The organism is Nonomuraea sp. NPDC050153 (assembly GCF_044460125.1).
Taxonomy (GTDB): domain Bacteria; phylum Actinomycetota; class Actinomycetes; order Streptosporangiales; family Streptosporangiaceae; genus Nonomuraea.
On sequence record NZ_JBITJQ010000015.1, the window covers coordinates 1 to 26476 of the forward strand.

General features: G+C 70.4%; 23 protein-coding genes. 22 read left to right on the forward strand and 1 reads right to left on the reverse strand.

Going from position 1 to position 26476, the window contains the following annotated elements:
• Positions 1-229 precede the first annotated feature (229 nt).
• From ACIBQ1_RS31955 to ACIBQ1_RS32050, 20 genes are all read left to right on the forward strand, one after another.
• Entirely contained in the window at positions 230-1522 is a 1293-nt protein-coding gene (locus ACIBQ1_RS31955) for a bifunctional folylpolyglutamate synthase/dihydrofolate synthase (RefSeq protein ID WP_397283234.1), read from the forward strand.
• Positions 1519-1860, forward strand: a complete 342-nt coding sequence (locus ACIBQ1_RS31960) for a DUF4233 domain-containing protein (RefSeq protein WP_397283013.1) — start codon at positions 1519-1521, stop codon at positions 1858-1860. The genes ACIBQ1_RS31955 and ACIBQ1_RS31960 overlap by 4 nt, the downstream gene beginning before the upstream one ends.
• Positions 1861-1869: 9 nt before the next feature.
• Positions 1870-3345, forward strand: a complete 1476-nt coding sequence (locus ACIBQ1_RS31965; protein WP_397283014.1) for a hypothetical protein — start codon at positions 1870-1872, stop codon at positions 3343-3345.
• 153 nt (positions 3346-3498) lie between these two features.
• Positions 3499-3909 carry a nucleoside-diphosphate kinase gene (ndk, locus tag ACIBQ1_RS31970; RefSeq protein ID WP_350740740.1) on the forward strand — a complete coding sequence of 137 codons (411 nt, stop codon included), beginning with the start codon at positions 3499-3501 and terminating at the stop codon, positions 3907-3909.
• A gap of 380 nt (positions 3910-4289) precedes the next feature.
• Entirely contained in the window at positions 4290-5321 is a 1032-nt protein-coding gene (locus tag ACIBQ1_RS31975; RefSeq protein ID WP_397283015.1) for a rod shape-determining protein, read from the forward strand.
• The gene (gene mreC / locus ACIBQ1_RS31980) at positions 5321-6214 is read left to right on the forward strand and encodes a rod shape-determining protein MreC (RefSeq protein ID WP_397283016.1); all 894 of its coding nucleotides are present in this window, start codon (positions 5321-5323) and stop codon (positions 6212-6214) included. Before ACIBQ1_RS31975 ends, mreC begins: the two co-directional genes overlap by 1 nt.
• A 679-nt stretch (positions 6215-6893) precedes the next feature.
• Positions 6894-7358, forward strand: a complete 465-nt coding sequence (mreD, locus tag ACIBQ1_RS31985; RefSeq protein ID WP_355374900.1) for a rod shape-determining protein MreD — start codon at positions 6894-6896, stop codon at positions 7356-7358.
• On the forward strand, positions 7355-9400 hold the full coding sequence (gene mrdA, locus ACIBQ1_RS31990; protein WP_397283017.1) for a penicillin-binding protein 2: 2046 nt from the start codon (positions 7355-7357) through the stop codon (positions 9398-9400). Before mreD ends, mrdA begins: the two co-directional genes overlap by 4 nt.
• 751 nt (positions 9401-10151) lie before the next feature.
• Positions 10152-11318: a rod shape-determining protein RodA gene (gene rodA / locus ACIBQ1_RS31995; protein ID WP_397283018.1), complete on the forward strand. Its 1167-nt coding sequence runs from the start codon at positions 10152-10154 to the stop codon at positions 11316-11318.
• A 4-nt stretch (positions 11319-11322) separates the two neighbouring features.
• Complete coding sequence (locus tag ACIBQ1_RS32000; protein ID WP_355374891.1) at positions 11323-11502, forward strand: hypothetical protein; 180 nt, start codon at positions 11323-11325, stop codon at positions 11500-11502.
• 20 nt (positions 11503-11522) lie between these two features.
• Positions 11523-13433, forward strand: a complete 1911-nt coding sequence (locus tag ACIBQ1_RS32005) for a TIGR03960 family B12-binding radical SAM protein (RefSeq protein ID WP_397283019.1) — start codon at positions 11523-11525, stop codon at positions 13431-13433.
• A gap of 138 nt (positions 13434-13571) precedes the next feature.
• The gene (locus ACIBQ1_RS32010; RefSeq protein WP_397283020.1) at positions 13572-14339 is read left to right on the forward strand and encodes a TIGR03936 family radical SAM-associated protein; all 768 of its coding nucleotides are present in this window, start codon (positions 13572-13574) and stop codon (positions 14337-14339) included.
• Positions 14340-14483: 144 nt separating this feature from the next.
• Positions 14484-17342, forward strand: a complete 2859-nt coding sequence (locus ACIBQ1_RS32015) for a ribonuclease E/G (protein WP_397283021.1) — start codon at positions 14484-14486, stop codon at positions 17340-17342.
• A 216-nt stretch (positions 17343-17558) separates the two neighbouring features.
• Complete coding sequence (gene rplU, locus ACIBQ1_RS32020) at positions 17559-17861, forward strand: 50S ribosomal protein L21 (protein ID WP_139635552.1); 303 nt, start codon at positions 17559-17561, stop codon at positions 17859-17861.
• A gap of 15 nt (positions 17862-17876) precedes the next feature.
• Positions 17877-18134 (forward strand): 50S ribosomal protein L27, encoded by a 258-nt coding sequence (rpmA, locus tag ACIBQ1_RS32025; RefSeq protein ID WP_012893687.1) that lies wholly within the window; start codon positions 17877-17879, stop codon positions 18132-18134.
• A 121-nt stretch (positions 18135-18255) separates the two neighbouring features.
• Entirely contained in the window at positions 18256-19608 is a 1353-nt protein-coding gene (obgE, locus tag ACIBQ1_RS32030; RefSeq protein WP_397283022.1) for a GTPase ObgE, read from the forward strand.
• A 63-nt stretch (positions 19609-19671) separates the two neighbouring features.
• Positions 19672-20790: a glutamate 5-kinase gene (gene proB / locus ACIBQ1_RS32035; protein ID WP_397283023.1), complete on the forward strand. Its 1119-nt coding sequence runs from the start codon at positions 19672-19674 to the stop codon at positions 20788-20790.
• Between the two features lie 26 nt (positions 20791-20816).
• Positions 20817-22091: a glutamate-5-semialdehyde dehydrogenase gene (locus tag ACIBQ1_RS32040; RefSeq protein ID WP_397283024.1), complete on the forward strand. Its 1275-nt coding sequence runs from the start codon at positions 20817-20819 to the stop codon at positions 22089-22091.
• A 50-nt stretch (positions 22092-22141) separates the two neighbouring features.
• Positions 22142-22318: a hypothetical protein gene (locus ACIBQ1_RS32045; protein ID WP_397283025.1), complete on the forward strand. Its 177-nt coding sequence runs from the start codon at positions 22142-22144 to the stop codon at positions 22316-22318.
• Between the two features lie 82 nt (positions 22319-22400).
• Entirely contained in the window at positions 22401-24101 is a 1701-nt protein-coding gene (locus ACIBQ1_RS32050; RefSeq protein ID WP_397283026.1) for a serine/threonine protein kinase, read from the forward strand.
• A gap of 146 nt (positions 24102-24247) precedes the next feature.
• On the opposite strand, the gene ACIBQ1_RS32055 is transcribed toward ACIBQ1_RS32050, so the two are convergent.
• Positions 24248-25279: a M48 family metallopeptidase gene (locus ACIBQ1_RS32055; RefSeq protein ID WP_397283027.1), complete on the reverse strand. Its 1032-nt coding sequence runs from the start codon at positions 25277-25279 to the stop codon at positions 24248-24250.
• 87 nt (positions 25280-25366) lie between these two features.
• Between ACIBQ1_RS32055 and nadD the strand changes: the two genes are divergently transcribed.
• Together nadD and rsfS are read left to right on the forward strand one after the other, a co-directional pair.
• A complete protein-coding gene (nadD, locus tag ACIBQ1_RS32060) occupies positions 25367-25984 on the forward strand; it encodes a nicotinate-nucleotide adenylyltransferase (RefSeq protein ID WP_397283028.1) in 618 nt (205 codons plus the stop codon).
• Positions 25985-26075: 91 nt separating this feature from the next.
• Positions 26076-26471: a ribosome silencing factor gene (gene rsfS, locus ACIBQ1_RS32065; protein ID WP_192786886.1), complete on the forward strand. Its 396-nt coding sequence runs from the start codon at positions 26076-26078 to the stop codon at positions 26469-26471.
• Positions 26472-26476: the final 5 nt, after the last annotated feature.

Sequence of the window (26476 nt, forward strand, 5' to 3'; positions counted from 1 at the left end):
TACTGCACTCGGGAGGGTGTGGGAGAGTAGGTCGCCGCCGGACAATTTTTGGAGAAGGGCCTCACGCTTGGGCGTGGGGCCTTTCTTGTTTTGTGGGGGGGTTCGACGCCGTGTGCGTCGGGCCCCCTCTTTTTGTTGCGCGTCCATGTCGGCACAGCCCCCGGTCGGGACCGCGTCCGGCGGTCAGTAGGGTTGAGGTGTGGATTATCGTGCGGTTGAACGCGCGATCATGGAGCGCGGCGTCGAGTGGGATTTCGAGCCGACGCTCGACAGGATCGCGGCCCTTCTCGATGTGCTCGGCTCGCCGCAACGGGCGTACCCGGTCATACACATCGCGGGCACCAACGGAAAGACGAGCACGGCGCGGCTCACCGAGGCCCTGCTCAAGGAGCGCAATCTGAGGGTGGGGCGGTTCACCAGCCCCCATCTGGTGTCGGTGCGCGAGCGCATCACCGTGGACGGCGAGCCGCTGAGCGAAGAGCGGTTCGCGGAGGTCTACGAGGAGATCATCCCCTACGTCGAGCTGACCGACACCCAAGGGCGGCGCATCCAGTTCTTCGAGCTGCTGACCGCCATGGCCTTCGCCGCCTTCGCGGACACCCCGGTCGACGTCGCCGTCATCGAGGCCGGCATGGGTGGGTCCTGGGACGCGACGAACGTGGCCGACGGCATCGTCTCCGTCATCACGCCCATCTCGCTCGATCACACCGATCGGCTGGGCCCCGACATCCCCAGCATCGCCGGTGAGAAGGCGGGCATCATCAAGCCCGACACCACCACCGTGCTCGGCCAGCAGGAACTGGCCGCGGCCGAGGTGCTCATGCGGCGGGCCGCCGAGGTCGGCGCGGTCGTGGCCCGTGAGGGGCTCGAGTTCGGGGTGCTCAACCGGGAGGTGGCCATCGGCGGGCAGTTGCTCACGCTGCGCGGCCTCAAGGGCGTCTACGACGAGGTCTACCTGCCGCTCTACGGCGCGCACCAGGCGAGTAACGCGGCCTGCGCGCTGGCCGCCGTCGAGGCGCTGACCGGCGGAGACGACCCGCTCGACGTCGATCTCGTACGGCAGGCGTTCGCCCAGGCCTCGTCGCCGGGGCGGATGGAGGTCGTGCGGCGCACGCCGACCGTCGTGATCGACGCGGCCCACAATCCGGGCGGCATGCAGGCCACCCTGGAGGGGCTGCACGAGGCGTTCGACTTCGCCAAGGTCGTCGGGGTCGTCGCGGTCATGCGGGACAAGGACGTCGACGCCCTGCTCGAACTGCTCGAACCGATGCTCGACGAGATCGTCGTCACGCGTAACTCCTCCCCCAGGTCCATGTCGCCGGAGGAGCTCGCGTCCCTGGCCGAGCCGCTGTTCGGCGAGGAGCGCGTACACGTCGTCGACCGGCTCGACGACGCCATCGACCAGGCCATCGGCATGGCCGACGCCGAAGGCGAGTTCAGCGGCACGGGCGTGCTCATCACCGGGTCGGTCGTGACGGCGGGTGACGCGCGGCAGCTGCTCAAGGCGGATGGTTCGCGATGAATTTCCAGGTAACTCCAGGTATGCGCAGGCTGGGCGCCAGCGTGCTCGGCATGGAGGCCATCGTGGCGGGGCTGATCACGCCCGTGGCGATCACCGTGGGCGGAGTGACGCCCGCGCTGGCGGTGACCGCCGGCATCGGGCTGGCCGTCCTGTGCGTGGTCGCCGCGGGCCTGCTCAAGCGGCCTGTCGGGTATGTCCTCGGCAGTCTCGTACAGGTGCTGGCGATCTGCACGGGCTTCCTGGTGCCCATGATGTTCTTCCTCGGTGCGATCTTCGCGGCGCTGTGGATCACGGCGATTATCGTCGCTCGGCGTGTTGAGGGCGCTACTTCCCGCTAAAGTCGGCCCATGACCGTCCCCCCGATAGAGCGGTCGGCCGGGCCCAGGGTCCCGTGGCTGCTCGACGTGACGCTCGGGCTGCTCGTCGTTGTGGCGCTGCCGCTGGCGATCGTCACCGTTCCCAACACGCTCTCCGTCGTCGCCAGGCTGCTGCCCGGCGACATCGACCAGGTCGGGCTGATGCGCACGCACGGGCTCGCCCTGCCGGTGCTGATGCTGACCGTGCCGCTGGCGGCCGCGGTGCTGCGGCGGGCGCAGGTGGTTCACGTGGTGCTGGCGGGGCTGGCGCTGGTGGCGCTGTCCGACGTCGCCGGTGGGTACGCGGGTTCAGAGCTCCTCGCCGGGGTGGCGCGCGTGCTGCGTGGCGTCGGCGCGGGCCTGGTCGTCCCCGCCACGCTGGCGGCCGTCTGGGACCGCGTGCTGGTGCTGCGGGCGCTGTGGGTGGGGGTGTTCAGCCTGAGCCTGCTCGCGGCGGAGGCGCTGGCCCTGTGGCCGCTCGACAAGGCGACCAGCTGGCAGGTCACGCTGCAGCCGTACCCGATGCTGACGGGGATCGCGCTGGCCCTGGCGGGCGCGTACCTGGTCGTCTGGATCCTGTGCGGGCGGCCCGCGGCGCCGGTGCTCAACGACGGGGAGCGGAGCCGGCTGCTGCTGGCCGCCGTGCCGGCGGCGGGCATCGCGGTCGTGGCGGTCAGCACCGCGAGCGAGGGTTGGCGGGCCGTTCCGGTGATCCTGCTGGCGGTGGTGGCCGTGGGCGGGCTGCTGGCGCTGGCCACGATCGGGGCCCCCGAGAGCCGGACACTGGCGTACTCCATGGTGGCGGTCGGCGTGGTGCTGCTGCCCAGCGCGGCGCAGATCACGCTGGTGGAGATGGGTGGGCTCGGCGGGCCGGGGCTGAAGGGGCTCTGGGTGCCGTACGGAGTGGCGGGGCTGCTGGCCATCGGCGCTTCCGCGGTGGTGCGGCGGTTCGCGCGGGGCTCCGGGCGGTGGCTGGTGCCGCTGGGGCTGTTCGCGATGGTCGTGGGGCTGTGCTCGGTGCGGCTCGTCGTGCCGTCGCCCGACGGGCTGGTGCTGGCGGTGCCGTTCACGCTGCTCGCCGTGGGGGCGGCGGTGGCGTTGACGTCGGCGCTGCAGGAGGTGGGGGTCGGGACCGCGGTCTTCGGGCTCTCGCTGTGCGTCGCGGGGGTGCTGGCGGGGTTCCTGCTCGGTACGGGCGTGCAGATGACGATGCTGGACGGGGTCTCGTCGGCCCAGGAGCTGGTCGACAGTTTCGTCGGCGCGCTGCACTCGTGGGCCCTGATCGGCGGGTTCCTCGTGGTGCTGGTCATCGTGCTCTCCACCGTGATGGCGCGGCGAGGTGCCAGGGACGCGGCCGCCACGCCCGTCGAGGAAGCCGAGAAGCCGGCGGAGGACGGCGAGGCGGGGGGCTCGGTGCCCGCCGTGCCGCCGCAGGGCCAATCGCCTGAGGACACCGCCTCTTCATAAAGCCGTTCCGTAGAAAACCGAGGGTGGGGGCGCGGGACGGTAAGCTGAGGCCCAAGCCACGGCGACGCGTGGGCCCATCCCCCGCGAAGCGTCCTGCGGCCGGGCCGGGCGCCCGTGACCGCGATCCTCACTCTGTTCGAAGGAGAACTCCAAGTGTCCGAGCGCACTCTTGTCCTGATCAAGCCCGACGGGGTTAAGCGCGGCCTCATCGGTGACGTGATCGCCCGTGTGGAGCGCAAGGGCCTCAAGGTCGTGGCGATGGACCTGCGCACCCTCGACGCCGACACGGCCAAGTCGCACTACGCCGAGCACTCCGAGCGGCCGTTCTTCGGTGAGCTCGTCGAGTTCATCACCTCGGGGCCGCTCGTCGCCCTGGTGCTCGAGGGCCCGCGTGCCGTCGAGGCGTTCCGCGCGCTGGCCGGCGCCACCGACCCGGTCAAGTCGGCCCCCGGCACGATCCGCGGCGACCACGCACTCGAGATCGGCGAAAACGTCGTCCACGGCTCCGACTCGCCCGAGTCCGCCGCCAGGGAGATCAAGATCTTCTTCCCGGACCGTTTCTAGGCGATTCCGCCCGCTCGACCGCGCCCGCGCAGCCTGTCGCTGCGCGGGCGCGCGTTTTTGTCGGGCGACTGCCGTAGGGTGGCGGGGTCTTGGTGTGCGGGGCGGATTCGTGGGCGAGGTCGGGGCGGGTTTTTGTCGGCGCTTCCGCGTACGGTTGACAAGGTCGAGATGTGAGGCGCCGAGTGGGTGGGCGTTTTGGATCGTTCCAGCAAGCGATCGGGTGTTGTGGTGTAATCCGGGCAAAATTGCGGTTGAGGTAGGGGCTGGAGATTTTTGTGGGGCGCGAGGGCTCATTGCGCCCATCGGTGGGTACGTCACGTTACGATTCGAATTCGGTCCGTAATCATTCGCGAACGACGTTACGGAGGGCTCCGTTCCCCATGGGCAGCAAGCTCGCGTTTCTCGGCCGTGACATGGCGGTCGACCTGGGCACCGCCAACACGCTGGTCTACGTGCGCGGCCGGGGCATCGTGCTCAACGAGCCCTCAGTCGTCGCGATCAACACCGCCACGGGCAAGATCGTGGCGGTCGGCATCGAGGCCAAACGGATGATCGGCCGTACGCCTGGCAACATCGTCGCCGTCCGCCCGCTCAAAGACGGCGTGATCGCCGACTTCGACGTTACCGAGCGGATGTTGCGGTATTTCATCCAGAGAGTGCACAGACGTCGGCATCTCGCCAAGCCGCGCATCATCATCGCCGTGCCGAGCGGCATCACCAGCGTGGAGCAGCGCGCGGTGAAGGAAGCCGGCTACCAGGCCGGCGCCCGGAAGGTCTACATCGTCGAGGAGCCCATGGCCGCCGCCATCGGGGCCGGGCTCCCGGTGCACGAACCGACCGGAAACATGGTGGTCGACGTCGGCGGGGGCACCACCGAGGTGGCGATCATCTCAATGGGCGGCATGGTCACCAGCCAGTCGATCAGGATCGGCGGCGACGAGCTCGACCAGGCGGTGATCGCGTTCGCCAAGAAGGAATACTCGCTGATGCTCGGCGAGCGCACCGCCGAGGAGATCAAGATCGCCATCGGCTCGGCCGGCCCGAGCGGCGAGGAGTCGCACGCGGAGATCCGCGGGCGCGACCTGGTCAGCGGGCTGCCCAAGACCATCGTCGTGTCGAGCGAGGAGATCAGGAAGGCCATCGAGGAGCCGGTCAACGCCATCGTCGACGCGGTCAAGACCACGCTCGACAAGTGCCCGCCCGAGCTGTCCGGCGACATCATGGACCGTGGCATCGCGCTGACCGGCGGAGGCGCCCTGCTCAAGGGGCTCGACGAGCGGGTCAAGGCCGAGACGGGCATGCCCGTGCACCTCGTCGAAAACGCCCTCGACTCGGTCGCCATCGGCTCCGGCAAGTGCGCGGAGGAGTTCGAGGCGCTCCAGCAGGTCCTGGTGCCGGAGTCGCGGCACTGATGAGAGATTCTCGCCATGCGCGGCTGATCCTGGGCGGGCTGCTGACTGCGGCCCTGATCATCCTCACCGTCGACCATCGCACTGGCGACAGCTCGCCGCTGCGTCCGCTGCGGACGGCCGCGGCTTATGTGTTCGGCACAGCGGAGCAGTTCGGCGGGGGGCTGGTGCGCCCCGTCGGGGGGTTCGTCAGCGCCCTCTTGAGCGCGCCCGGCGCGCAGGAGCGCATCGACGCGCTCAAAGCGGAGAACGCCCAGCTGCGGGCCGGTCTGGTGGCCAGCAAGCTCGACGCGAGCCGCTCCAACGAGCTCAAGCAGTTGCTCGGCCTGTCGGGTTCGGGCGGATACAAGATGGTCCCGGCCAACGTGGTCGCCCGGCGCGGGCTGCCCGGCTTCGAGGATGCCGTGCAGATCGACGCGGGCACGAGTGACGGCATCCGTACGGAGATGACCGTGCTCAGCGGCCAAGGCCTGGTCGGGCGCGTCATCAACGCCTCCCCGCACAGCTCGACGGTGGTGCTGCTCAGCGACCCCGCCTCGGCCGTCGGGGCGCGGCTGGAGGGCGGCAAGGAGATCGGCGTGGTGCATGGGGTGGGGGAGAACGGGCGGCTCGTCCAGTTCCGGCTCCTCGACTCCACGGCGCCGCTGACCAGTGGCGCGCGGATCGTCAGCTTCGGCTCGCAGAACGGCAGCCCGTACGTGCCCGGGGTGCCCATCGGGGTGATCGAGCGGGTGGAGTCGACGCCGGGGGAGCTGACCCGCATCGCGTACGCCCGCCCGTACGCGGATCTGTCGGCGCTGGACGTGGTCGGCGTGGTGGTGGAGGCGCCCAAGCGGGATCCGCGTGACGCGGTCCTGCCCACCAAGGCGCTGCCTGCCAAGGAGGGATCGCGATGATCGGGCGGCGGGCGGTTTCACGGCGCCTGCCGATCGATGGGCGCGATCGCCTGGTCGTTCGCGGCGGCGGTGATGGCCGTCTGGGCGCTGGGTGGGGTGCCGGCGGGCGTGTGGGCGAGTGTGAGGGTCGCGGCGGCGTGCTGGAGCGTTCCATCGAGGTGCTCCGTTACGCGTCTCCGAGAGCGCTTGTGGCGGCGTCTGGCGGGGGCTGGGCGCGGCCGTCGCGGGGGTCGTCGGGGCGGGTCGCCCAGCGGGCGCCTCACGGGAGCATGGCTACGGCGTCGGTGCGGGCATCGGGCTCGTGTGGGCGTGTGGCGGGCACGTGTGGACGGGCATCCGGCTCAGGTGGGCGTGTGGCGGGGTCGTGTGGGTGTGCAGGGGCGCTTGGGCTTTCGGGGCCGGTGCTGGGGTGGGCGGCGCTGGGGTGGGCGATGGCGGGCTGTCGCGGGGCGGGCTCAGCGCTGGGTGACGGCGTGCGAGGCGATGAGGACGGCGGTGGGTGGCCGTTGGTGCGGGCGGTCGCGGATGGTGGCTTTTGGGCGCCGGCGGGGGTGGTTCGTCGGCGGTGCCGTCCGCCGGGACGGCTCGACCGATCCGGCCGGGCTCGACCCGGTAGATCGGGCGTGGGGCGGGCGTGCGGAGTGGGGCGGAATGCGAGGGATTCCCGGGAGGGAGCGCGGTGATCGGCGGGTTGTCCGTGTTGTTGGCCTTGCTGGCGCAGGTCATGTTGGTCAACCGATTTCCCCTGCCGGCCGGGGGCTCGCCCGACCTGGTGCTGCTGGCCGTGATCGGGGCGGCGTTGGGGCGGGGCGCGTCGTCCGGGGCGGTGCTCGGGTTCAGCGCCGGGTTGCTCGTCGACGTCATGCCGCCGACCGCGCACCTCGTGGGACAGTACGCGTTCGTGCTGGCGCTCGTCGGTTACGTGGCCGGGCGTGGCGCGGGCGGGCCGGTGACGACCGTGGTGTTGTGCGTGCTGATGGCGCCGTTGCTGGCGGCGGTCGTGGGCGGGCTGATCGCCGACCCCCGGGTGACGGTCGCCACGCTGACCGAGCAGGTGCCCGTCACCATCGTCTACACGCTGGTCGTGTCCCCCATCGTGATCTGGCTGACCACACGCGGCAGGGAGGCGGGGTTCTCGACATGATGCGGATGCGGGCCAGGCTGCTGGTGGTTCAGGTGCTCGTGGTGACGTTGCTCGTCGTGCTGGCCGTGCGCTTGTGGCAGGTGCAGGTGGTGCGCGGGAACGAGTTCGTGACGCGGGCGACGGAGACCAGGACGCGGGCCGTGATCGTGCCCGCGGTGCGGGGGCAGATCCTCGACTCGCACGGGCGGCCGTTGGTGCGCAACAAGACCGCGCTGGTCGTGTCCGTGGACAGGACCAGGCTGACCAGGACGCCGGACGGCGGCCTCAAGGTGTTGCAAAAGCTGTCGGCGGTGCTCGGCCGGCCGGTGGCGGATCTGCAGCAGCGCATCACGCCGTGCGGGCCGGGAGTCTCCAAGCCCTGCTGGACGGGGTCGCCGTACCAGCCGGTTCCGCTCGACGAGAAGGTGGACACGCGGGAGGCGCTGCAGATCCTCGAGCGGCAGGAGGAGTTTCCCGGGGTGACGGCGGAGGTCCACTCCGTCAGGCAGTACCCCGGCGGGCGCGACGGGGCCCAGATGCTCGGCTACCTGCAGCCGGTCACCGAGGCCGAGTTGGAGAAGCGCGAAGGGTTGAAGGCCAGCTTCTCCGGGGTGGACCTGGCGGGGCGTGACGGTCTCGAATACGTCTACGACGAGGCGTTGCGCGGCAAGGCGGGGCTGCGCCGGGTGCAGGTCGACCGGATGGGCAAGGCGCTCGGCGTCGAGGAGCAGATCACGCCGGTTCCCGGCGACCACCTGGTGACCAGCATCGACTCGCGGGTGCAGTCCGTGGTGGAGAAGGCGCTGGCGAAGGCGATGAAGTCGGCGCCGGCGGCCGACGGCGGCGCGGGGGTCGTGCTCGACGCGCGTACGGGACGGGTGGTGGCGCTGGCCAGCGCCCCCGGGTACGACCCGGCGGTCTGGGCGGGCGGGATCTCGACGCGCGGGTACCAGTGGCTGCTGTCCGACAAATCCGACAAGCCGCTCGTGTCCCGGGCGATCAACGGCCAGTTCGCGCCCGGTTCGACGTTCAAGATCTCGTCGGTGGCGGCGATGCTGCGGGCCGGATACCCGCTGAACGGCACGTACGGCTGCCCGGGCTCCTACATGGTCGGCGACCGATCCTTCAGCAACTTCCGCGGCGTCTCGCTCGGCTCGCTCAGCCTGCACACCGCGCTGGTCAAGTCGTGCGACACGATCTTCTACAAAGCCGCGTACGAGCAGTACCTGAAGGACGGCGGGCGCAACCCGAAGAAGGCGACCAAGGAGATCTTCGCCAACACGGCCAGGGCGTTCGGGTTCGGCAGTCCGACCGGGGTGGACCTGCCGGGTGAGTCCTCCGGGCGCATCCCCGACCGGGCGTGGAAGAAGGACCTCTGGAACCGTACGAACGCGGTGAGCTGCGAGCGGTCGCGCAAGGGATATCCGGAGGTCAAGGACCGGGCGCGGGCCGATTTCCTCAAGCGGCTGGCGCTGGAGAACTGCACCGAGGGGTTCCTGCTGCGGCCGGGCGACTCGGCCAACTTCTCCATCGGCCAGGGCGACGTGCTGGTGACGCCGATGCAGCTCGCGCGGGCGTACATGGCGCTGGTGAGTGACGGGAAGGTACGCAGCCCGCGCATCGGGTGGGCGCAGGTGCGGCCCGACGGCACGGTGGTCAGGACCATCCCGGTGCCGGTGGTCGGCAAGCTGCCGATCAGCGAGAAGGAGCGCCTCTACATCAAGAACGCGCTGAGCCAGGTGCCCTCGGACGGCACCGCGGCGGGGGCCTTCGCCGGGTTCCCGATGGACAAGGTGCGCATCGGCGGCAAGACCGGTACGGCGGAGGTCTGGGGCAAGAGCGACACCTCGTGGTTCGCGTCGTTCGCGCCTACGAAGAATCCGCAGTACGTGGTCGTGGTCATGGTCTCGCAGGGTGGCATGGGCGCGCAGACGGCGGCGCCTGCCGTGCGGGAGATCTACGAAGGGATCTACGGCATCAAGCGGCCTCCGGCCGTGCCCGGGGGGAGGCTCACGACGAGACTGCCCCGCTTCTCGCCGGATGGAACGGTGGCCGGAGGATGAGCACCCGGGGCCCGGAGCCGGGTGCGGGCGGGTGGGCGGTCGGCCTCTGCACGGATGGGCGGGGGATCGGCTTCCGGACGGGCCAGTGGGCAGCCGGTCTCTGCACGGATGAGTGGGTGGTCGGCCTCCGTACGGATGGGTGGGCGGTCGGCCTCGGTGCGGGCGGGTGGGGAGTGGCCGACCTTGGGGTGGGCCGTTGCGAGGGTGGGCCGCGGGTTGAGGGGCGGTTGGCCCGAGCCGAGGAGGGTTCGCTGTCGATCGCCCATGCGCCGGATCCTGTGGGCGGCGTCTGTGCGCCTGATCGGGAGGGCTGCGTCCGGGGTGGCGGCGGATGGGCCGCCGCACGCGGAGACGGCCCGGGGGCAGGCGGTCGTGCGGGTGGTGGGCGGGAGGCTGCCGCTCGTGCGGGTGGGTCGGTTGTGGCCGGTTCTGGCGGTGGTCCTGGGGCGGGCTCGCATGATCCGGGCGTGACCGGCCGCGTCAGTCCTCGGTGGGTGGGGCGCCATGGCCGCGGATCGAGGATCGGCGCCCGTCGTCGGCCAGCGGCGGGCGGCGGCTGGGGGCGCTGGTCGGTGGTGGGCGGCGGCCGGGGACGCTGGCCAGCGGTGGCGGGTGGCCGTGGGAGTTCGTTGAGGGTGGCGGGTTGGCGTGGCGTGTTTGGGCGGGTGGTCGGGTGGGTGATCGGCTGTGCGGCCGGATGGGTGATCGGTTGCGTGGTCGGGTGGATGGTCGCTGGAATGGGGGTCCGGAGGTGATCGATCGAACGGTGGCCGTCCGGCGGCCGTCGCTGTTCCGCCGAGTCGCCGGTGAGAACTCGACGGTGCGCAGGCTCGACGGCCTGATGCTGGTCGCGGTGGTCGGGCTGTGCGTGATCGGCACGCTGCTCGTCTGGTCGTCCACCAGGACCTGGGCCCCGGGTTCGACGGGGCTGGTGAAGAAGCACCTGTTCAACGAGATGATCGGCATCGTCCTGTGCGCGGTCGTGGCGACGGTCGACCATCGGGCCATGCGGGCGTACGCGCCGCTGGTGTTCCTGGTGTCGCTGATAGGGCTGGGGCTGGTCATCACGCCGCTGGGCGCGACGATCAACGGGTCGCACTCGTGGATCCTGCTCGGTGGCGGGTTCGCGGTGCAGCCGTCGGAGTTCGCCAAGGTCGGGCTGCTGCTGATCATCGCGATGCTGCTGGCGCAGCCGGCAGAGGGCAGCGATCGGCCGCGCGGGCTGGACATATGGCTGGCGCTCCTGGCCTCGGGGGTCACGATGGGGCTGGTGATGCTCCAGCCGGACCTCGGGACGGCGCTGGTGCTGGCGGTGATCACGGCCGCCGGGCTGATCATCGCGGGGGTGCGCAAGCGGTGGATCGCGGCGCTGGCGCTGGTGGCGGCGGGCGGGGTGTTCTCGGTGTTCTACTTCCAGCTGCTCGAGCCGTACCAGGTGGCGCGGTTCACGGCGTTCGTCGATCCGAGCGTGGATCCACGCGGGGTGGGCTACAACAGCACGCAGTCGATGATCGCGATCGGCTCCGGGCAGCTCCTGGGCAAGGGGCTGCTGGGCGGCGGGCAGACGACCGGGAGGTTCGTGCCCGAGCAGCACACCGACTTCATCTTCACGGTGGCGGGGGAGGAGTTCGGGTTCCTCGGGTCGGTCACGGTGGTGCTGCTGCTCGGGGTGGTGCTGCTGCGTGGGCTGAAGATCGCCAGGCAGTGCGACGACAGGTTCGGGACGCTGGTCGCGGGCACGATCGTGTGCTGGTTCGCGTTCCAGACGTTCATCAATGTGGGCATGACGATCGGGATCATGCCGATCACGGGCCTGCCGCTGCCGTTCGTGTCGTATGGCGGTACGGCCACTTTCGCGAATCTGATTGCGATTGGGCTTCTCCAGGCCATCAGAGTGCGAAGACAGTCGTTTAATTAGAGTCATGTTCTTGGCCTATTGCGATGAGTGCGAAGAGCGCTTCCTGCTGCCCGCGAGCCATGTCGTCGGCGTGCACAACCTGGCAAACGGTGTGATCGCCGTCGAGCTGACCTGTTACGAGGGGCACCATCTCCTGGTGCTCAGCGGAAACGACATCGACATCCCTGGACCTGCCACCGTCTGAGCGCCGCTACCCTGGACGGTATGCCTGTCGAGTCGATATTCCCTCGCCTGGAAGCGCTGCTGCCCAAGGTGCAGAAGCCCATCCAGTATGTCGGGGGTGAGCTCAACTCGACCGTCAAGGACTGGGACTCCGCCGACGTGCGGTGGGCGCTGATGTACCCGGACGCCTACGAGGTCGGGCTGCCCAACCAGGGTGTGGCGATCCTCTACGAGATCCTCAACGAGCTGCCCGGCACGCTGGCCGAGCGCACCTACGCGGTGTGGCCGGATCTCGAGGCGCTCATGCGGGCCGAGGGCGTCCCGCAGTTCACCGTCGACGCGCACCGGCCGGTGCGCGCCTTCGACGTGCTCGGCGTGTCCTTCTCGACCGAGCTGGGCTACACCAACATGCTCAACGCGCTCGACCTGGCGGGCATTCCGCTGTTGGCCGTGGACCGGGGTGAGGACGACCCGATCGTGCTCGCCGGCGGCCACGCGGCCTTCAACCCGGAGCCGATCGCCGACTTCGTCGACGCGGCCGTGCTCGGCGACGGAGAGCAGATCTCCATCGCCATCTCCGAGGTCATCCGCGAGTGGAAGGCCGAGGGCAGACCCGGCGGGCGGGACGAGCTGCTCATGCGGCTCGCCGAGTCCGGCGGGGTGTATATCCCGAAGTTTTACGATGTGGACTACCACCCGGACGGTCGCATCAAGCGCGTCGCCCCCAACAGGGCCGACGTGCCGTGGCGGGTGCACAAGCACACCGTGATGGACCTCGACGAGTGGCCCTACCCGAAGAAGCCGCTGGTCCCGCTGGCCGAGACGGTGCACGAGCGGTTCAGCGTGGAGATCTTCCGCGGCTGCACCCGTGGCTGCAGGTTCTGCCAGGCCGGCATGATCACGCGCCCGGTGCGGGAGCGCTCGATCACGACGATCGGGGCGATGGTCGAAAACGGCATCAAGGAGTCCGGCTTCAACGAGGTCGGCCTGCTGTCGCTGTCGTCGGCCGACCACTCCGAGATCGGCGAGGTCGCCAAGGGCCTGGCCGACCGCTACGAAGGCACCAACACCTCGCTGTCGCTGCCGTCCACCCGGGTCGACGCGTTCAACATCGACCTGGCCAACGAGTTCTCCAGGAACGGCAGGCGCTCCGGCCTGACGTTCGCGCCGGAGGGCGGCTCCGAGCGCATGCGCAAGGTGATCAACAAGATGGTCACCGAGGAAGACCTGATCCGTACCGTCACCACGGCCTACTCGCAGGGGTGGCGGCAGGTCAAGCTCTACTTCATGTGCGGGCTGCCCACCGAGCAGGACGAGGACGTCCTGGGCATCGCCGACCTGGCCAAGAAGGTCATCAAGGCGGGCCGTGAGGCGACCGGCAGCCGCGACATCCGCTGCACGGTCTCCATCGGCGGCTTCGTGCCCAAGCCGCACACGCCGTTCCAGTGGGCCGCCCAGGCCGATCACGAGACCGTCGACCGCCGGCTCAAGGAGCTGCGCGACTCGCTGCGCGGCGACAAGGTGTACGGCAGGGCCATCGGCTTCCGCTACCACGACGGCAAGCCCTCGATCGTGGAGGGCCTGCTCTCGCGCGGCGACCGCCGGGTCGGCTCCGTGATCCGCGCCGTCTGGGAGGACGGCGGCAGGTTCGACGGCTGGAGCGAGCACTTCTCCTACGAGCGCTGGATGACCGCCGCCGAGAAGGCGGGCGTCGACGTCGACTGGTACACCACGCGCGAGCGGGAGGAGAACGAGGTCCTGCCGTGGGACCACCTCGACGCCGGGCTCGACCGCGAGTGGCTCTGGCAGGACTGGCAGGAGGCCGTCACCGGTGGTGAGGTCGAAGACTGCCGCTGGACTCCTTGCTACGACTGCGGCGTCTGCCCGACGATGGGCACGGAAATTCAAATCGGTCCCACGGGGCGGAAACTCCTTCCACTTACGGTGGTCTAGCGCGCTCAGTGGGCAGCCGGTGTCTCGGCGTACACGTACACGCGTCGGGGCGGCTTATCCTGAGACGAAGGAACTCTTACAAGGGAAGGACGACAAGCTCTGAAACCTGTTCCCGAGGGGCCTCCGCCCGCGCCTACGGTGCAGCGCCTACGCGTGCGCTACGCCAAGCGCGGCCGCCTGCGCTTCACCAGCCACCGCGACATCTCGCGGGCCGTTGAGAGGGCGGTCCGCCGTGCCGGCATACCGGTGGCCTACAGCGCAGGTTTCTCGCCCCACCCGAAGATCTCCTACGCGGGCGCGGCGCCGACCGGCGTCGCCAGCGAAGCCGAATATCTCGAGATCGGCGTCACCACGCTGTGCGATCCCGAGCAGGTGAGACAGGACCTGGACGGGTCGCTGCCGCCGGGGCTCGATGTGCTCGACGTCGTGGCGGCGGGCCCGGGTGGGCTGGCTGACCGCTTGGAGGTCTCCGACTGGGAGGTGCGGCTGCCCGGTGCCGATCGCGAGTTCGCCGAGGTGGCGGCGGAGAAGTTCCTCGCGGCAGGCGCTGTGGAGGTTGAGCGCCTCACCAAGAAGGGTCCCCGTCGCTTCGACGCGCGGGAGGCCGTCCTGGGGCTCACGGTTTCCGAAGGAACAGACAGAACCGCAGCTCAGGTGCTTGGAGGGCCGTGTGTCATACTGCGCATGGTTGTTCGGCACATGACGCCTGCCGTTCGACCCGACGATGTGCTCACAGGGCTGCGCCTTGTGGCCGACTTCGCGCCGCCGGTTCCCCCCGAGGTGACCAGGCTGGCGCAGGGGCCGCTCGACGTCAGCACTGGTGCGCTTGCCGATCCGCTCGACCTGGACCGCGACACGACGCGCGGCGGCGAGGCGGGATCGGCGAGTGAGCACGTCGCCGGTTGACGAAGTGCCCTGCGTGAGCGGGGCACGACCGCTGACAGGACTTGGCGCCGACACCCCCTCATCGGGGGCGTTGGCGGACAACGAGACACGAGAGCTCCTGCGCGGCGCGGCGACGCGCCCGGGGGCTGACGGGAGAGCGCCCGCATGCTCGAGAACGAGCCCAACGCCGGGGCCATTGGCCCTGACGGGGAGACAATTGAACAGCCAGAGGTGACCCCACGTCGCCGCTCCGCCAGCCGCCCCGCGGGTCCACCGCCGGAGCTGCCGGAGGAGCCTGCTCACGTTCCGGTCACCACCATCGCGGCGCAGACGGCGCCGTCCGTGGCTGACGTACAACCGGTGCAGAGCACCGCCGCGCAGCGCGCGGCGGGAGAGCCCGCACCCAAGATCCTCGCCGCCGCGACCGAGGCGGAAGCCGTCACGGCGCAGGCCGCGCCGGAGAGCCTGGTCGAGGCGGCCGTGGCCGAGGCCGTCACCGAGGAGAAGCCCAAGAGGACCACGCGCACCCGGTCCACCGCCACGACGACGCGGCGCCGTACGACGAAGAAGGCCGCCGAGGACGAGGCGGAGGCCGCGGGAGCGCTGCCGGTGGAGGAGCCGCCCGCCGAGGCCGCCGAGCCGGTGAAGCGGCGCAGGACTCGCAAGAAGGCGGAGCCGGACGAGGCCGTCGCCGTCGAGGAGGCCGTCGCGGGCGCTGTGGGGGCGGTGGCCGACTCCGAGAAGGCCGCCGCGAGCGAGGGCCCGGCCGCCGAGGCCGCGACCACGCAGAGCGCCGAGGCGGCCGAGGACGAGGACATCCTTGAGATCCTGCCCGAGGACGAGCCCCTCGACGACGAGCCCGCGGGCGAGGACCTCGACGAGGAGTCCGTACGGCCGAGCCTGCTGTCCGACCCGTTCGGGTTCGCGGCGCGGAGGCCGGACGAGAGCGGCACCGCGTTCCAGCGGCCGGCGGCCATCTTCGCGCCGCTGTTCCAGGCGCCCGACCCCAGCAAGGCCAAGCCCGCCGCCACCCGGCGGGCCGAGGCGGCGCAGCCCGCTCCCGAGCCCGAGCCCGAGGAGATCGAGGAGCCGGTCGACGAGTCCGTGACAGAGGACGAGACCGACATCGACACCTCCGACGAGCAGGAGGAGGAAGAGGGCGCGGGCCGTCGTCGCCGCCGCAGGCGGGGCGGCCGGGGCCGCGGCAAGTCGCGCGAGCGTGACGAGGCCGAGGACGGCGAGGAGCAGGAAGAGGAGTCCGAGGAGGAGCAGAGCGAGGAGGGCGCCCAGGACGAGGAGGCCTCCAGCTCGCGTCGTCGTCGTCGCCGTCGCCGCCGGGGCTCCGAGGAGGGCGCTGAGCCGGCCAGCGACGACCCGCCGAACACGGTGGTGCGCATCCGCGCGCCGCGCGCGGGCCGCAGCAGCACGCTGGACACCGCGACCGACGGCGTGCAGAGCGTGCGTGGCTCCACCCGGCTTGAGGCCAAGAAGCAGCGCCGCCGCGAAGGGCGCGAGCTGGGCCGCAGGCGGCCGCCGATCATCACGGAGTCGGAGTTCCTGGCCCGCCGCGAGTCCGTCGACCGGATGATGGTGGTGCGCCGCCAGGGCGACCGTACGCAGATCGCGGTCCTGGAGGACGGCGTGCTCGTCGAGCACTACGTCAACCGCGAGGCCAGCCAGTCCTACGTCGGCAACGTCTACCTCGGCAAGGTCCAGAACGTGCTGCCCTCGATGGAGGCGGCGTTCGTGGACATCGGCAAGGGCCGCAACGCCGTCCTGTACGCCGGAGAGGTCAACTTCGACACCGCCGGGCTGGAGGGCCAGCCCAAGCGCATCGAGGCGGCGCTGAAGTCGGGCCAGTCGGTGCTCGTTCAGGTCACCAAGGACCCGATCGGGCACAAGGGCGCCCGGCTCACGTCCCAGATCAGCCTGCCCGGGCGATACCTCGTCTACGTGCCGGACGGGTCGATGACCGGCATCAGCCGCAAGCTGCCCGACAAGGAGCGCACGCGGCTCAAGAGCATCCTGAAGAAGGTCATGCCGGAGAACGCCGGCGTGATCGTCCGTACCGCCGCGGAGGGCGCCTCCGAGGACGAGCTGGCGCGTGATGTGGCCCGCCTGTCCGCCCAGTGGGAGAACATCCAGAAGAAGGCCAAGTCGGCCAGCCCGCCCGAGTTGCTGTCCGCCGAGCCCGATCTCACGATCAGGGTCGTGCGCGACGTCTTCAACGAGGACTTCACCTCGCTGGTCGTGCAGGGCGCCGACGCCTGGGACACGGTGGACGACTACGTCAAGTACGTCGCGCCGCACCTGGGCGAGCGCCTGTCGAGGTGGGACGGCGACCAGGGTGACGTGTTCGAGCGCTACCGGATCGACGAGCAGCTCGGCAAGGCGCTGGAGCGCAAGGTGTGGCTGCCCAGCGGCGGCTCGCTGGTGATCGACCGCACCGAGGCGATGACCGTCGTCGACGTCAACACCGGCAAGTTCACCGGGCAGGGCGGCAACCTCGAGGAGACCGTCACCAGGAACAACCTGGAGGCGGCCGAGGAGATCGTGCGCCAGCTCAGGCTGCGCGACATCGGCGGCATCATCGTGATCGACTTCATCGACATGGTGCTGGAGTCCAACCGGGACCTGGTGCTGCGGCGGCTGCTGGAGTGCCTGGCCCGCGACAGGACCAAGCACCAGGTGGCCGAGGTCACCTCGCTGGGCCTGGTCCAGATGACGCGTAAGCGGGTCGGACAGGGGCTGCTGGAGGCGTTCTCCACGCCGTGCGACTGCTGCAACGGGCGTGGCCTGCTCGTCTCCACGGAGCCGGTCGAGCCCAAGCCCGAGCCGCGTGGCACGCAGGGGAAGATGGCCGTCGAGAAGGCGGTCTCCGACAAGGTTTCCGCGGCCAAGGACAGCTCGAGCCGTGATACGGTGACCGGTGCGCTTGAAGACGTCCCGGCTGAGGACGACCAGGCAAGCCAGACTTCCGGCAGAGGGCGGCGACGCTCGCGCCGAGCCAAGTCGGCCGAGTAGCTCTCGGCAGGCTTCCGACGTTCCGTCCGGTTCGCCTAGGGGACCGTTAATCCGGTACCCTGGTGTATCGGTGCGTCAGGTGACGTGCCCTGTTGGCGCGCTTACTCGGTTCGTCGGTTTGAGACAGGCCGAATGACAGGCGCAGCATTCGGCGGCCGCCTCTCCATGAGGCGGCCGATGTACGAGACAACAGTGAGTCAGTAGAAGGGTTCCGCGGTGTACGCGATCGTTCGTTGCGGCGGCAGGCAGCAGAAGGTCTCCGTCGGTGACGTCCTCGAGGTGGACAAGGTCGCCGGCGAGGTCGGCTCTTCGGTTTCGCTGCCGACGGTGCTCGTCGTCAACGACGGCGATGTGACCACGGAGGCGGGCAGGTTCACGGTCAGCGCCGAGATCCTCGGTGAGACCAAGGGCCCGAAGATCCGCATCCTCAAGTACAAGAACAAGACCGGTTACAAGAAGCGCCAGGGTCACCGCCAGCGGTACACCCAGGTGAAGATCACCGGTATCGAGCAGGCCTGAACGGGAGTTTGAGAGATGGCACACAAGAAGGGCGCGTCGTCCACCCGGAACGGCCGTGACTCCAACGCCCAGCGCCTGGGCGTCAAGCGCTTCGGTGGTCAGCTGGTCAACGCGGGCGAGATCATCGTCCGGCAGCGTGGCACCCACTTCCACCCCGGCGACAACGTGGGGCGTGGCGGCGACGACACGCTGTTCGCGCTGGCGGCCGGGCACGTGCAGTTCGGTGTCAAGCGCGGCCGGCGGGCCGTGAGCATCGTTCCCGTCGCGGAGTAAGGGCTCTTCCTCTCCGTAGACCTTGGGTTTTCTTGCCAAAGGGGTGGATCGCGGTGTCGATCCACCCCTTTGGCTTTTGTCTGACTTCCGCCGATGGGCGGCGTGTGTGGAGGAGTGCGAAATGCCGGACTTTGTGGACCAGGTGGTCCTTCATGTCAGTGCCGGTGACGGGGGGAACGGGTGCGCCTCCATCCACCGGGAGAAGTTCAAACCGCTCGGCGGCCCCGACGGCGGGAACGGCGGCCGGGGCGGTGACGTCGTCCTCGAGGTCGACCCCAACACGGCCACGCTGCTCGAATACCACCGCCGGCCGCATCGCAAGGCCGAGAACGGCAAGCAGGGGCAGGGGTCCAACCGGGACGGCGCCAACGGGCCCGACGTGATCCTGCCCGTGCCCAACGGGACCGTGGTGAAGGACGCCTCCACGGGCGAGGTGCTGGTCGATCTCGTGGGCGCCGGCACGCGGTACGTCATCGCCGAGGGCGGGCACGGCGGGCTGGGGAACGCCGCCCTCGCCACGACCAGGCGGAAGGCGCCCGGGTTCGCGCTGCTCGGGGAGCCGGGGGACGGGCTCGACGTCATGCTGGAGCTCAAGAGCGTGGCGGACGTGGCGCTGGTCGGGTTCCCGAGCGCCGGCAAGTCCTCGCTGATCGCCGCCTTGAGCGCGGCCAAGCCCAAGATCGCGGACTACCCGTTCACGACCTTGATCCCCAACCTGGGCGTGGTGACCGCGGGGGAGACCGTGTTCACCGTCGCCGACGTGCCCGGGCTGATCCCGGGGGCCTCGCAGGGGAAGGGGCTCGGGCACGAGTTCCTGCGGCACGTCGAGCGGTGCGACATGCTCGTGCACGTCATCGACTGCGCCACCATGGAGCCCGGGCGCGACCCGATCACGGACTATGAGGTGATCGAGGCGGAGCTGCACGCGTACGGGAAGCTGGAGGACCGGCCGCGGCTGGTCGTGCTGAACAAGGCCGACGTGCCCGACGCGCGGGAGCTGGCCGAGCTGGTCGCGCCCGAGTTCGAGGCGCGGGGGCTGCGGGTGTTCACGATCTCCGCCGCCACGCATGACGGGCTGCGGGAGCTCACGTACGCGATGGGCGAATGGGTCGCCGCGGCCAGGGCACAGAAGCCGGTCGAGGAGCCCACCAGGCTCGTCATCAGGCCCAAGCAGCTCGGCGACGCCGGGTTCCGGGTGCGGCGGGTCAACGACAACCTGTTCCAGATCACCGGCGAGAAGCCGGAGCGCTGGATCAGGCAGACGGACTTCAGCAACGACGAGGCCGTGGGCTACCTGGCCGATCGGCTGGAGCGGCTCGGCGTCGAGGCGGAGCTGGCCAAGGCCGGCGCCACCGCCGGGGCCGAGGTGGTCATCGGGTCGATGGAGGGCGGCTACGTCTTCGACTGGCAGCCCACGCTCAGCGCCGAGTCCGTACGGCAGGGCCCGCGAGGGTCCGACAACCGCCTCGTGTGAGGCGGGGCGGCCGCGACGCCGGGCGGGTCAAGGGCTCCCCGGGGCTCGGATAGGCTGCCAGACGTGCGGGAACAGATCAGCTCAGCGTCGAAGGTCGTTGTCAAGGTCGGCTCCTCCTCGCTCACCACCCCCCAGGGCACGATCGACGTCGATCGGGTCGACGCCCTTGTGGACGTGCTGGCGGCGCGGCGCCGTACGGGGACCCAGATCGTCCTGGTCTCCTCCGGGGCGATCGCGGCGGGCCTCGGCCCGCTCGGGCTGACCGCGCGACCACGCGACCTGGCCACCCAGCAGGCGGCCGCGTCCGTCGGGCAGGGTGTGCTCGTCGCCCGCTACACCTCCTCCTTCGCCCGCTACTCCCTGCGCGTGGGCCAGGTGCTGCTGACCGCCGACGACATGATGCGGCGCGCCCACCACGCCAACGCCCAGCGCACGCTGGCGCGCCTGCTGGAGCTGGGCATCGTGCCCATCGTCAACGAGAACGACACCGTGGCCACCGACGAGATCCGCTTCGGCGACAACGACCGGCTGGCGGCGCTGGTGGCGCACCTGATCCACGCGGACGCGCTCGTGCTGCTGTCGGACGTGGACGCCCTCTACGACGGCCCGCCGAGCCGCAGCGGCTCCCAGCGCCTGTCGGAGATCCGCGGGCCGGAGGACCTGGTCGGCGTCGAGCTCGGCAAGAACGGCGCGGCGGTGGGCACCGGCGGCATGGTGACCAAGGTCCAGGCCGCCAGGATCGCCACAGGGGCGGGCGTCCCCGTGGTGCTGACCGCGGCCGCGCACGCCGCCCAGGCGCTCGGCGGGGCGGATGTCGGCACCTACTTCCATCCCGGGGGGCGCCACCCCGGCACGCGCCTGCTGTGGCTCGCGCACGCCACCACCGGGCGCGGCCGCCTCCACCTCGACCAGGGGGCGGTGGAGGCCATCGTGGGGCGGCGCAAGTCGCTGTTGCCCGCCGGGGTGACGTCCGTGGAGGGTGAGTTCGCGGCGGGCGATCCGGTGGACCTGTGCGGGCCTCAGGGGCTCGTCGTGGCCCGCGGCCTGGTGAACTTCGACGCCGTCGAGATCCCGGAGCTGCTCGGCCGCTCGACGAGGGAGCTGGCCAGCGCCCTGGGTCCGGAATACGAACGTGAGCTGATCCACCGTGATGACATCGTCATACTGGAAGCCCACAACTAGGGCCTAGATCGTAGCGGAGCGTAGCCATGAGTACTGAGTTCCTGAAGGTCGCCCGAGCGGCGCGAGAGGCCGCCGCCGAGCTGGCCCCGCTGCCGCGGGCGCCGAAGGACCGGGCGCTGCGTGCCGTGGCCGACGCCCTGGTCGCGCACGCGGCGGAGATCGTCGAGGCCAACGCCAAGGACGTCGAGCAGGCCAGGGCCCAGGGCACGTCAGAGGCGATGATCGACCGGCTGCGGCTCGACGAGGCCAGGGTCGCCGCCATCGCCGATGCCGTGCGCCAGGTGGCCGACCTGCCCGACCCGGTCGGCGAGGTCGTACGCGGCGGCACCCTGCCCAACGGGCTGGAGCTGCGCCAGCTCAGGGTGCCGCTCGGCGTCATCGGCATCATCTACGAGGGCCGCCCCAACGTCACCGTCGACGCCGCCGCCCTCTGCCTCAAGAGCGGCAACGCGGTGCTGCTCAGAGGCTCCTCCAGCGCCTACTCCTCCAACACGGCCCTGGTGAAGGTGATGCAGGACGCGCTGGAGGGCACCGAGGTGCCCGCGGGAGCCGTCCAGCTCGTGCCGGGGCAGACCCGAGACTCGGTCAAGGAGCTCATGCGGGCCCGCGGCCTGGTCGACGTGCTCATCCCGCGCGGCGGCGCCTCGCTGATCAACTCGGTGGTCGAGGAGTCCACGGTGCCGGTGATCGAGACCGGCGTCGGCAACTGCCACGTCTACGTGGACGCCGAGGCCGACCTCGACCTGGCCGTGCAGATCCTGGTCAACGCCAAGGCGCAGCGGCCGTCGGTGTGCAACGCGGCCGAGACGTTCCTCGTCCACGAGGACGTCGCCGACGCGTTCGTGCCGCGGGCGCTGGCGGCGCTCGCCGAGGCGGGCGTGACCGTGCACGGCGACGACCGCGTCGCCGGGTACGGCTCCGGCGTCATGCCCGTCACCGAGGACGACTTCTACGCCGAATACCTCTCGCTCGACATCGCCGCCGCGGTCGTCGGCTCGCTGGAGGAGGCGGTGGCCCACATCAGGAAGTACGGCTCCGGCCACACCGACGCCATCGTCACCAGGTCGCAGCGGGCGGCACGCAGGTTCGTGGCGCTGGTCGACTCGGCGGCCGTGGCGGTCAACGCCTCGACGAGGTTCACCGACGGCGGGGAGTTCGGGTTCGGGGCGGAGATCGGCATCTCCACGCAGAAGCTCCACGCGCGCGGCCCGATGGGGCTGCCCGAGCTCACCTCCACCAAGTGGGTCTATACCGGTGAGGGGCATTTGCGCACGTCAGAGGGCACGGTGGTGGCAGGTTGACCGGCGTGTCGGCCTGACCGGTGCCGAGGAGCGCAGGTTGACTGAGAGGCATGGAGATTGTCGTCGCCCTTGTCTTCTCGGCGGCCGTGCTGATCGGCGCCGACCGGCTGCTGCTCTGGCTCGAGAGCCGCGGACACGTCCATTGGCGCAGAAAAGGCCGCAGGCAGCTGTCGGAGGAGCCCACGGCGGCGCTCGACAGCATGCTCTCCGATCACACTCGCCGATAATCCTTCGGCGTGCCTCAAGCGTCGACGGGCGTCCCAGCGCTAGGGTTAGGTCCCTTATGGGTGGGCCGGGCGGGGAGGGACGGTGAGCAAGCTCGGCAAAATCGGGCCGTACAGCCTGGTCGAGCGGCTTGGCCGGGGTGGCATGGGCGAGGTCTACCTCGCGACCACCCGCCGGGGCGAGAGCGTCGCTCTCAAGGTCCTGCACGACCTGGCCGAGGATGAGACCTCCCGCGTCAGACTGGAGCGCGAGGTCCGGGCGCTGCGCCGGGTCGAGAGCCCGTACGTGGCCAAGGTGCTCGACGCCGACCTCAACTGTGCCCGCCCGTACCTGGTCATGGAGTACATCGAGGGCGCCACGCTCCTCGACCGCGTGCGCCAGAGCGGCGCGCTCGACGTCGCCGACCTCGTGGGCCTGGCCCAGGGCATCGCCGCGGCCCTCGCGATCATCCACGCGGCCGGGGTCGTGCACCGCGATCTCAAGCCGGGCAACATCATCATGGGCTCCGAGGGGCCCGTGCTCATCGACTTCGGCATCGCGCAGGTGCTCGACGCGACCCGGCTCACCATAACCGGCACGTTCCTCGGCACGCCCGGCTACACCGCGCCGGAGATCTTCGCCGACGAGCACGTCGACTCGCCCGCCGACGTGCACGCCTGGGCGGCGACGGTGGCGTTCGCGGCGACGGGGCGGCCGACGTTCGGGCGGGGTACGGCCGAGGCGCAGATGTACGCGGTGCTGAACGGGCAGGCCGACCTCAAGGGCGTGCCCGTGGAGCTGCTGCCACTGGTACGCGCCGCGCTCAACAGGGAGCCCGGCAAGCGGCCCACGGCGGCGTTGCTGGCCGATCGGCTGTCGCGGCTGGCCAGAGCCACCAGCGCGGCCGAGCCGGAGCCCGCCTCCGGGCCCGCGGAGGAGGCCAAGACAGGCCGGACCGCCCCTGATGACAAGTCCGCGCGCAGCCGGGCGAACACTGACAGTAAGGTGCCCCCGCCTCGTTCCCGTACGAACCCGGACACGAAGGGCTCGGCCGTCCGCGCCGACGGCAAGGGCGCCGCGGGGCGGAGCCGTACCGGAACGGATGGGAAGGGTGCTGCGGTCCGCAGCCGCGCCGAGGTGCCCGCGCCCCGCGCCCGCACGGGCGCGGACGGCAAGTCCGCTCTCGCGCGTTCCAAGATGACCGCGCCGCGCCAGCGTGCGGCGGCGGCCGTCCGGAGCCGGCCTCAGGTGCGCAGGAAGGCCGGGCTCAGGGCAGAGTCGGCCACCACGCTGCCCGCGGGCAACGGCGCCCTGCTGATGCTGGCCGTGCTGGCCGTGCCGTGCGTGGTGACCTCGGTGATCTGGCCGATCGCCTCCATCGCCATCACCACGGTGTTCGTGGTGCTGACCAGGACGCTCTGGATGAGCCACTGGTTGATCAGGAACCGCAGCTCACGGGGTACGCGGGTGGCGCTGCGCGTGCTGCTCTTCCCGGTCGCCCTGGTCGGGGCGGCCGCGACCGCCGCCGTGTGGCCGGGCGTGCCGGTCGCGCTGGCGTCGGGCGGCGCGCTCTGGGCGACCGGCGGCGGAGTGATCGACTCCGACTGGTGGCAGCAGCCCGCGCCCGTGACGGTGGCGGGTGTGGTGTTCGGGATGTTGTGCGGCGGTTTCGCCGGGCGCGAGATCGAGCGGATCGGGCATCGGCTGCCTGACCTGCGGAGGGAGGGGCTGCGCGCACTGGCCGTGTTGGGCGGGTTCGTCGCCCTGTGCGCGGCCGCCGTGCGCGCGATCGCCCTCCTGCTCTGACCCGCCGCTCTCCAAGGCAGGCCGGAGCGCCGGCTGCCGCCGCCCCCTGGAGGGGTCGCGGCTCCAACCCGCCGTCGCTCGTCGCCGACCGCGGCGGGTCTTCGCGGCCGATCAAGCTGATCGGCCGCGTACGGCGGTGCGGCCGGTCAGCCCTGGCCGCCGTCGCGGCGCGAGAAACGGTTGAAGATGCGCTCGCCCGCGTTGACCGCGCCCTCGGCCACGTCGCGCAGGACACCGATGAACGGGTCCTGCGACTGGGACCAGGACGCGCGGTAGGACTCGGCCGCGGCCTTGATCTCGTCGGTCACTCGTGCGTTGGCGTCGTCCTCCCTGCGCGGGTAGTCCCCGCCCAGGATGCGCTCGTACTCGCCGCTGCGCTGCCACTTGTCCAGCTCGGCCACGCGCACGACCGCGAACGGGTGGGTGGTGCCGAGCAGGTTGAGCACCTTGAGGAAGCCGTCGCGAAGGTCGCCCGCGGTGTCGTATTCCTGGTACTGCTCCAGGAACGCCTCGATGTTCATCTCGTGGGTGTAGTCGCCGCCGGCGAGCTTCATCAGCGCCCTCTTGGCCGCCTCGGGATCCTGGCCGACGAGCAGGCCGCCGCGGTCGGAGGACAGCTCCGACTTGCGGTACCACTCCTCCAGGCCCGCGACGATCGCCCGCAGGCCGATGTAGCCGAGCGGGATCCACGCCACGCGGGCGGCGAGGGTGGTGAGGATGTCGAGCATCGTCCGGTAGACCGCGTGCCCCGAGAGGATGTGCGAGGTCTCGTGGCCGATGACGAAGCGCTGCTCCTCCTCGTTCATGAGGTTGAGCAGACCGGTGGTCACGACGATGAACGGGTCGTCGAAGCCGATGGCCTTGGCCTGGACCCGCGGATCCTGCTGGATGTAGATCTCCGGGATCCGGTGCAGGTCGAGCGTGTAGGCGGCGTCGCGACCCATGTCGTAGACGGAGCGGAACTGGGTCTCGCTCACGCGGACGGACGACGCCAGGTACATCAGGCGCAGGCGGCGCTCACTTACGAGGCCGGACATCTGCTTGAGAACCGTGTCGAACCCACTCAACTTACGCAGAGCGACCAGGGCGGACCGGTCTGCGGGGTGTTCGTAGGCTCGGGACGAGATGCCGGGCAGTTGGACGCGGTTGCGGTCCGGGGTGGTCGTCATGCCCGGCATGCTACGTCCGCAACGGGAGTGATGCGCGGTCATCACCAAGGGGGGTGCCATCATGTTGTGGTACAAGGTCCGCGTAAGGTCCGTTTCATGATGAATGCGCCTGGTGTGCAGGGGAAGCGGCGAGTCGGAGTGATGGGTGGGACGTTTGATCCCATCCACCATGGCCACTTGGTGGCCGCCAGCGAAGTGGCCCACCACTTCGACCTGGACGAAGTCGTGTTCGTGCCGACCGGGCGGCCGTACCAGAAGGCCGAACGCGAGGTGTCGGCCGCGGAGGACCGCTATCTGATGACGGTCATCGCGACCGCGTCCAATCCCCGTTTCTCGGTGAGCAGGGTGGACGTCGATCGCCCGGGGCCGACGTTCACCATCGATACTTTGCGCGATATTTCGGAAATTTACGGTCCTAGGGTTGAGCTGTACTTCATCACCGGCGCCGACGCGCTCGGCGCCATCCTGGACTGGCAGAACGCGGACGAGCTGTTCGAATTGGCCCATTTCGTCGGCTGCACCCGTCCGGGGCACACGCTGCACGACCCGGGGCTGCCGGAGGGGCGGGTGACGTTGCTGGAAATCCCCGCGCTGGCCATCTCGTCGTCCGAGTGCCGGCAACGTGTCGCCAAGGGAGAGCCGATCTGGTATCTGGTGCCGGACGGAATCGTCCAGTACATCAACAAGCGGGGGCTGTATCACTCGGAAGGGTGAACGCCTCCGTGCCGTAGGTGAGGGGTTTCGGCCCGGAAGGGTACCCTCAACGTATAGGCATGCTGCCGACACAGGAGGACAGACCCGCATCGTGACCGCATCCGACAGATCCGTCCAGCTCGTGCGCATCGCCGCGGAAGCCGCGGCGGACAAGCTGGCCGATGACATCCTCGCATACGACGTGAGCGAACAGCTCGTCATCACCGACGCCTTCCTGCTCTGCTCCGCCACCAACGACCGCCAGGTACGCGCCATCGTCGACGAGATCGAGGAGCGGCTGCGCGCCGAGGCCGACGCCAAGCCCGTGCGCCGAGAGGGCGAGCGCGAGGGCCGCTGGGTGCTGCTCGACTACATCGACATCGTCGTGCACGTCCAGCACGAGGAAGACCGTACGTTCTACGCGCTTGAGCGCCTGTGGAAGGACTGCCCGGCCATCTCGCTGCCGGAGAGCGTCATGCAGGCCAACCTCCAGCGGGCGCGCGCGTGAGCGGG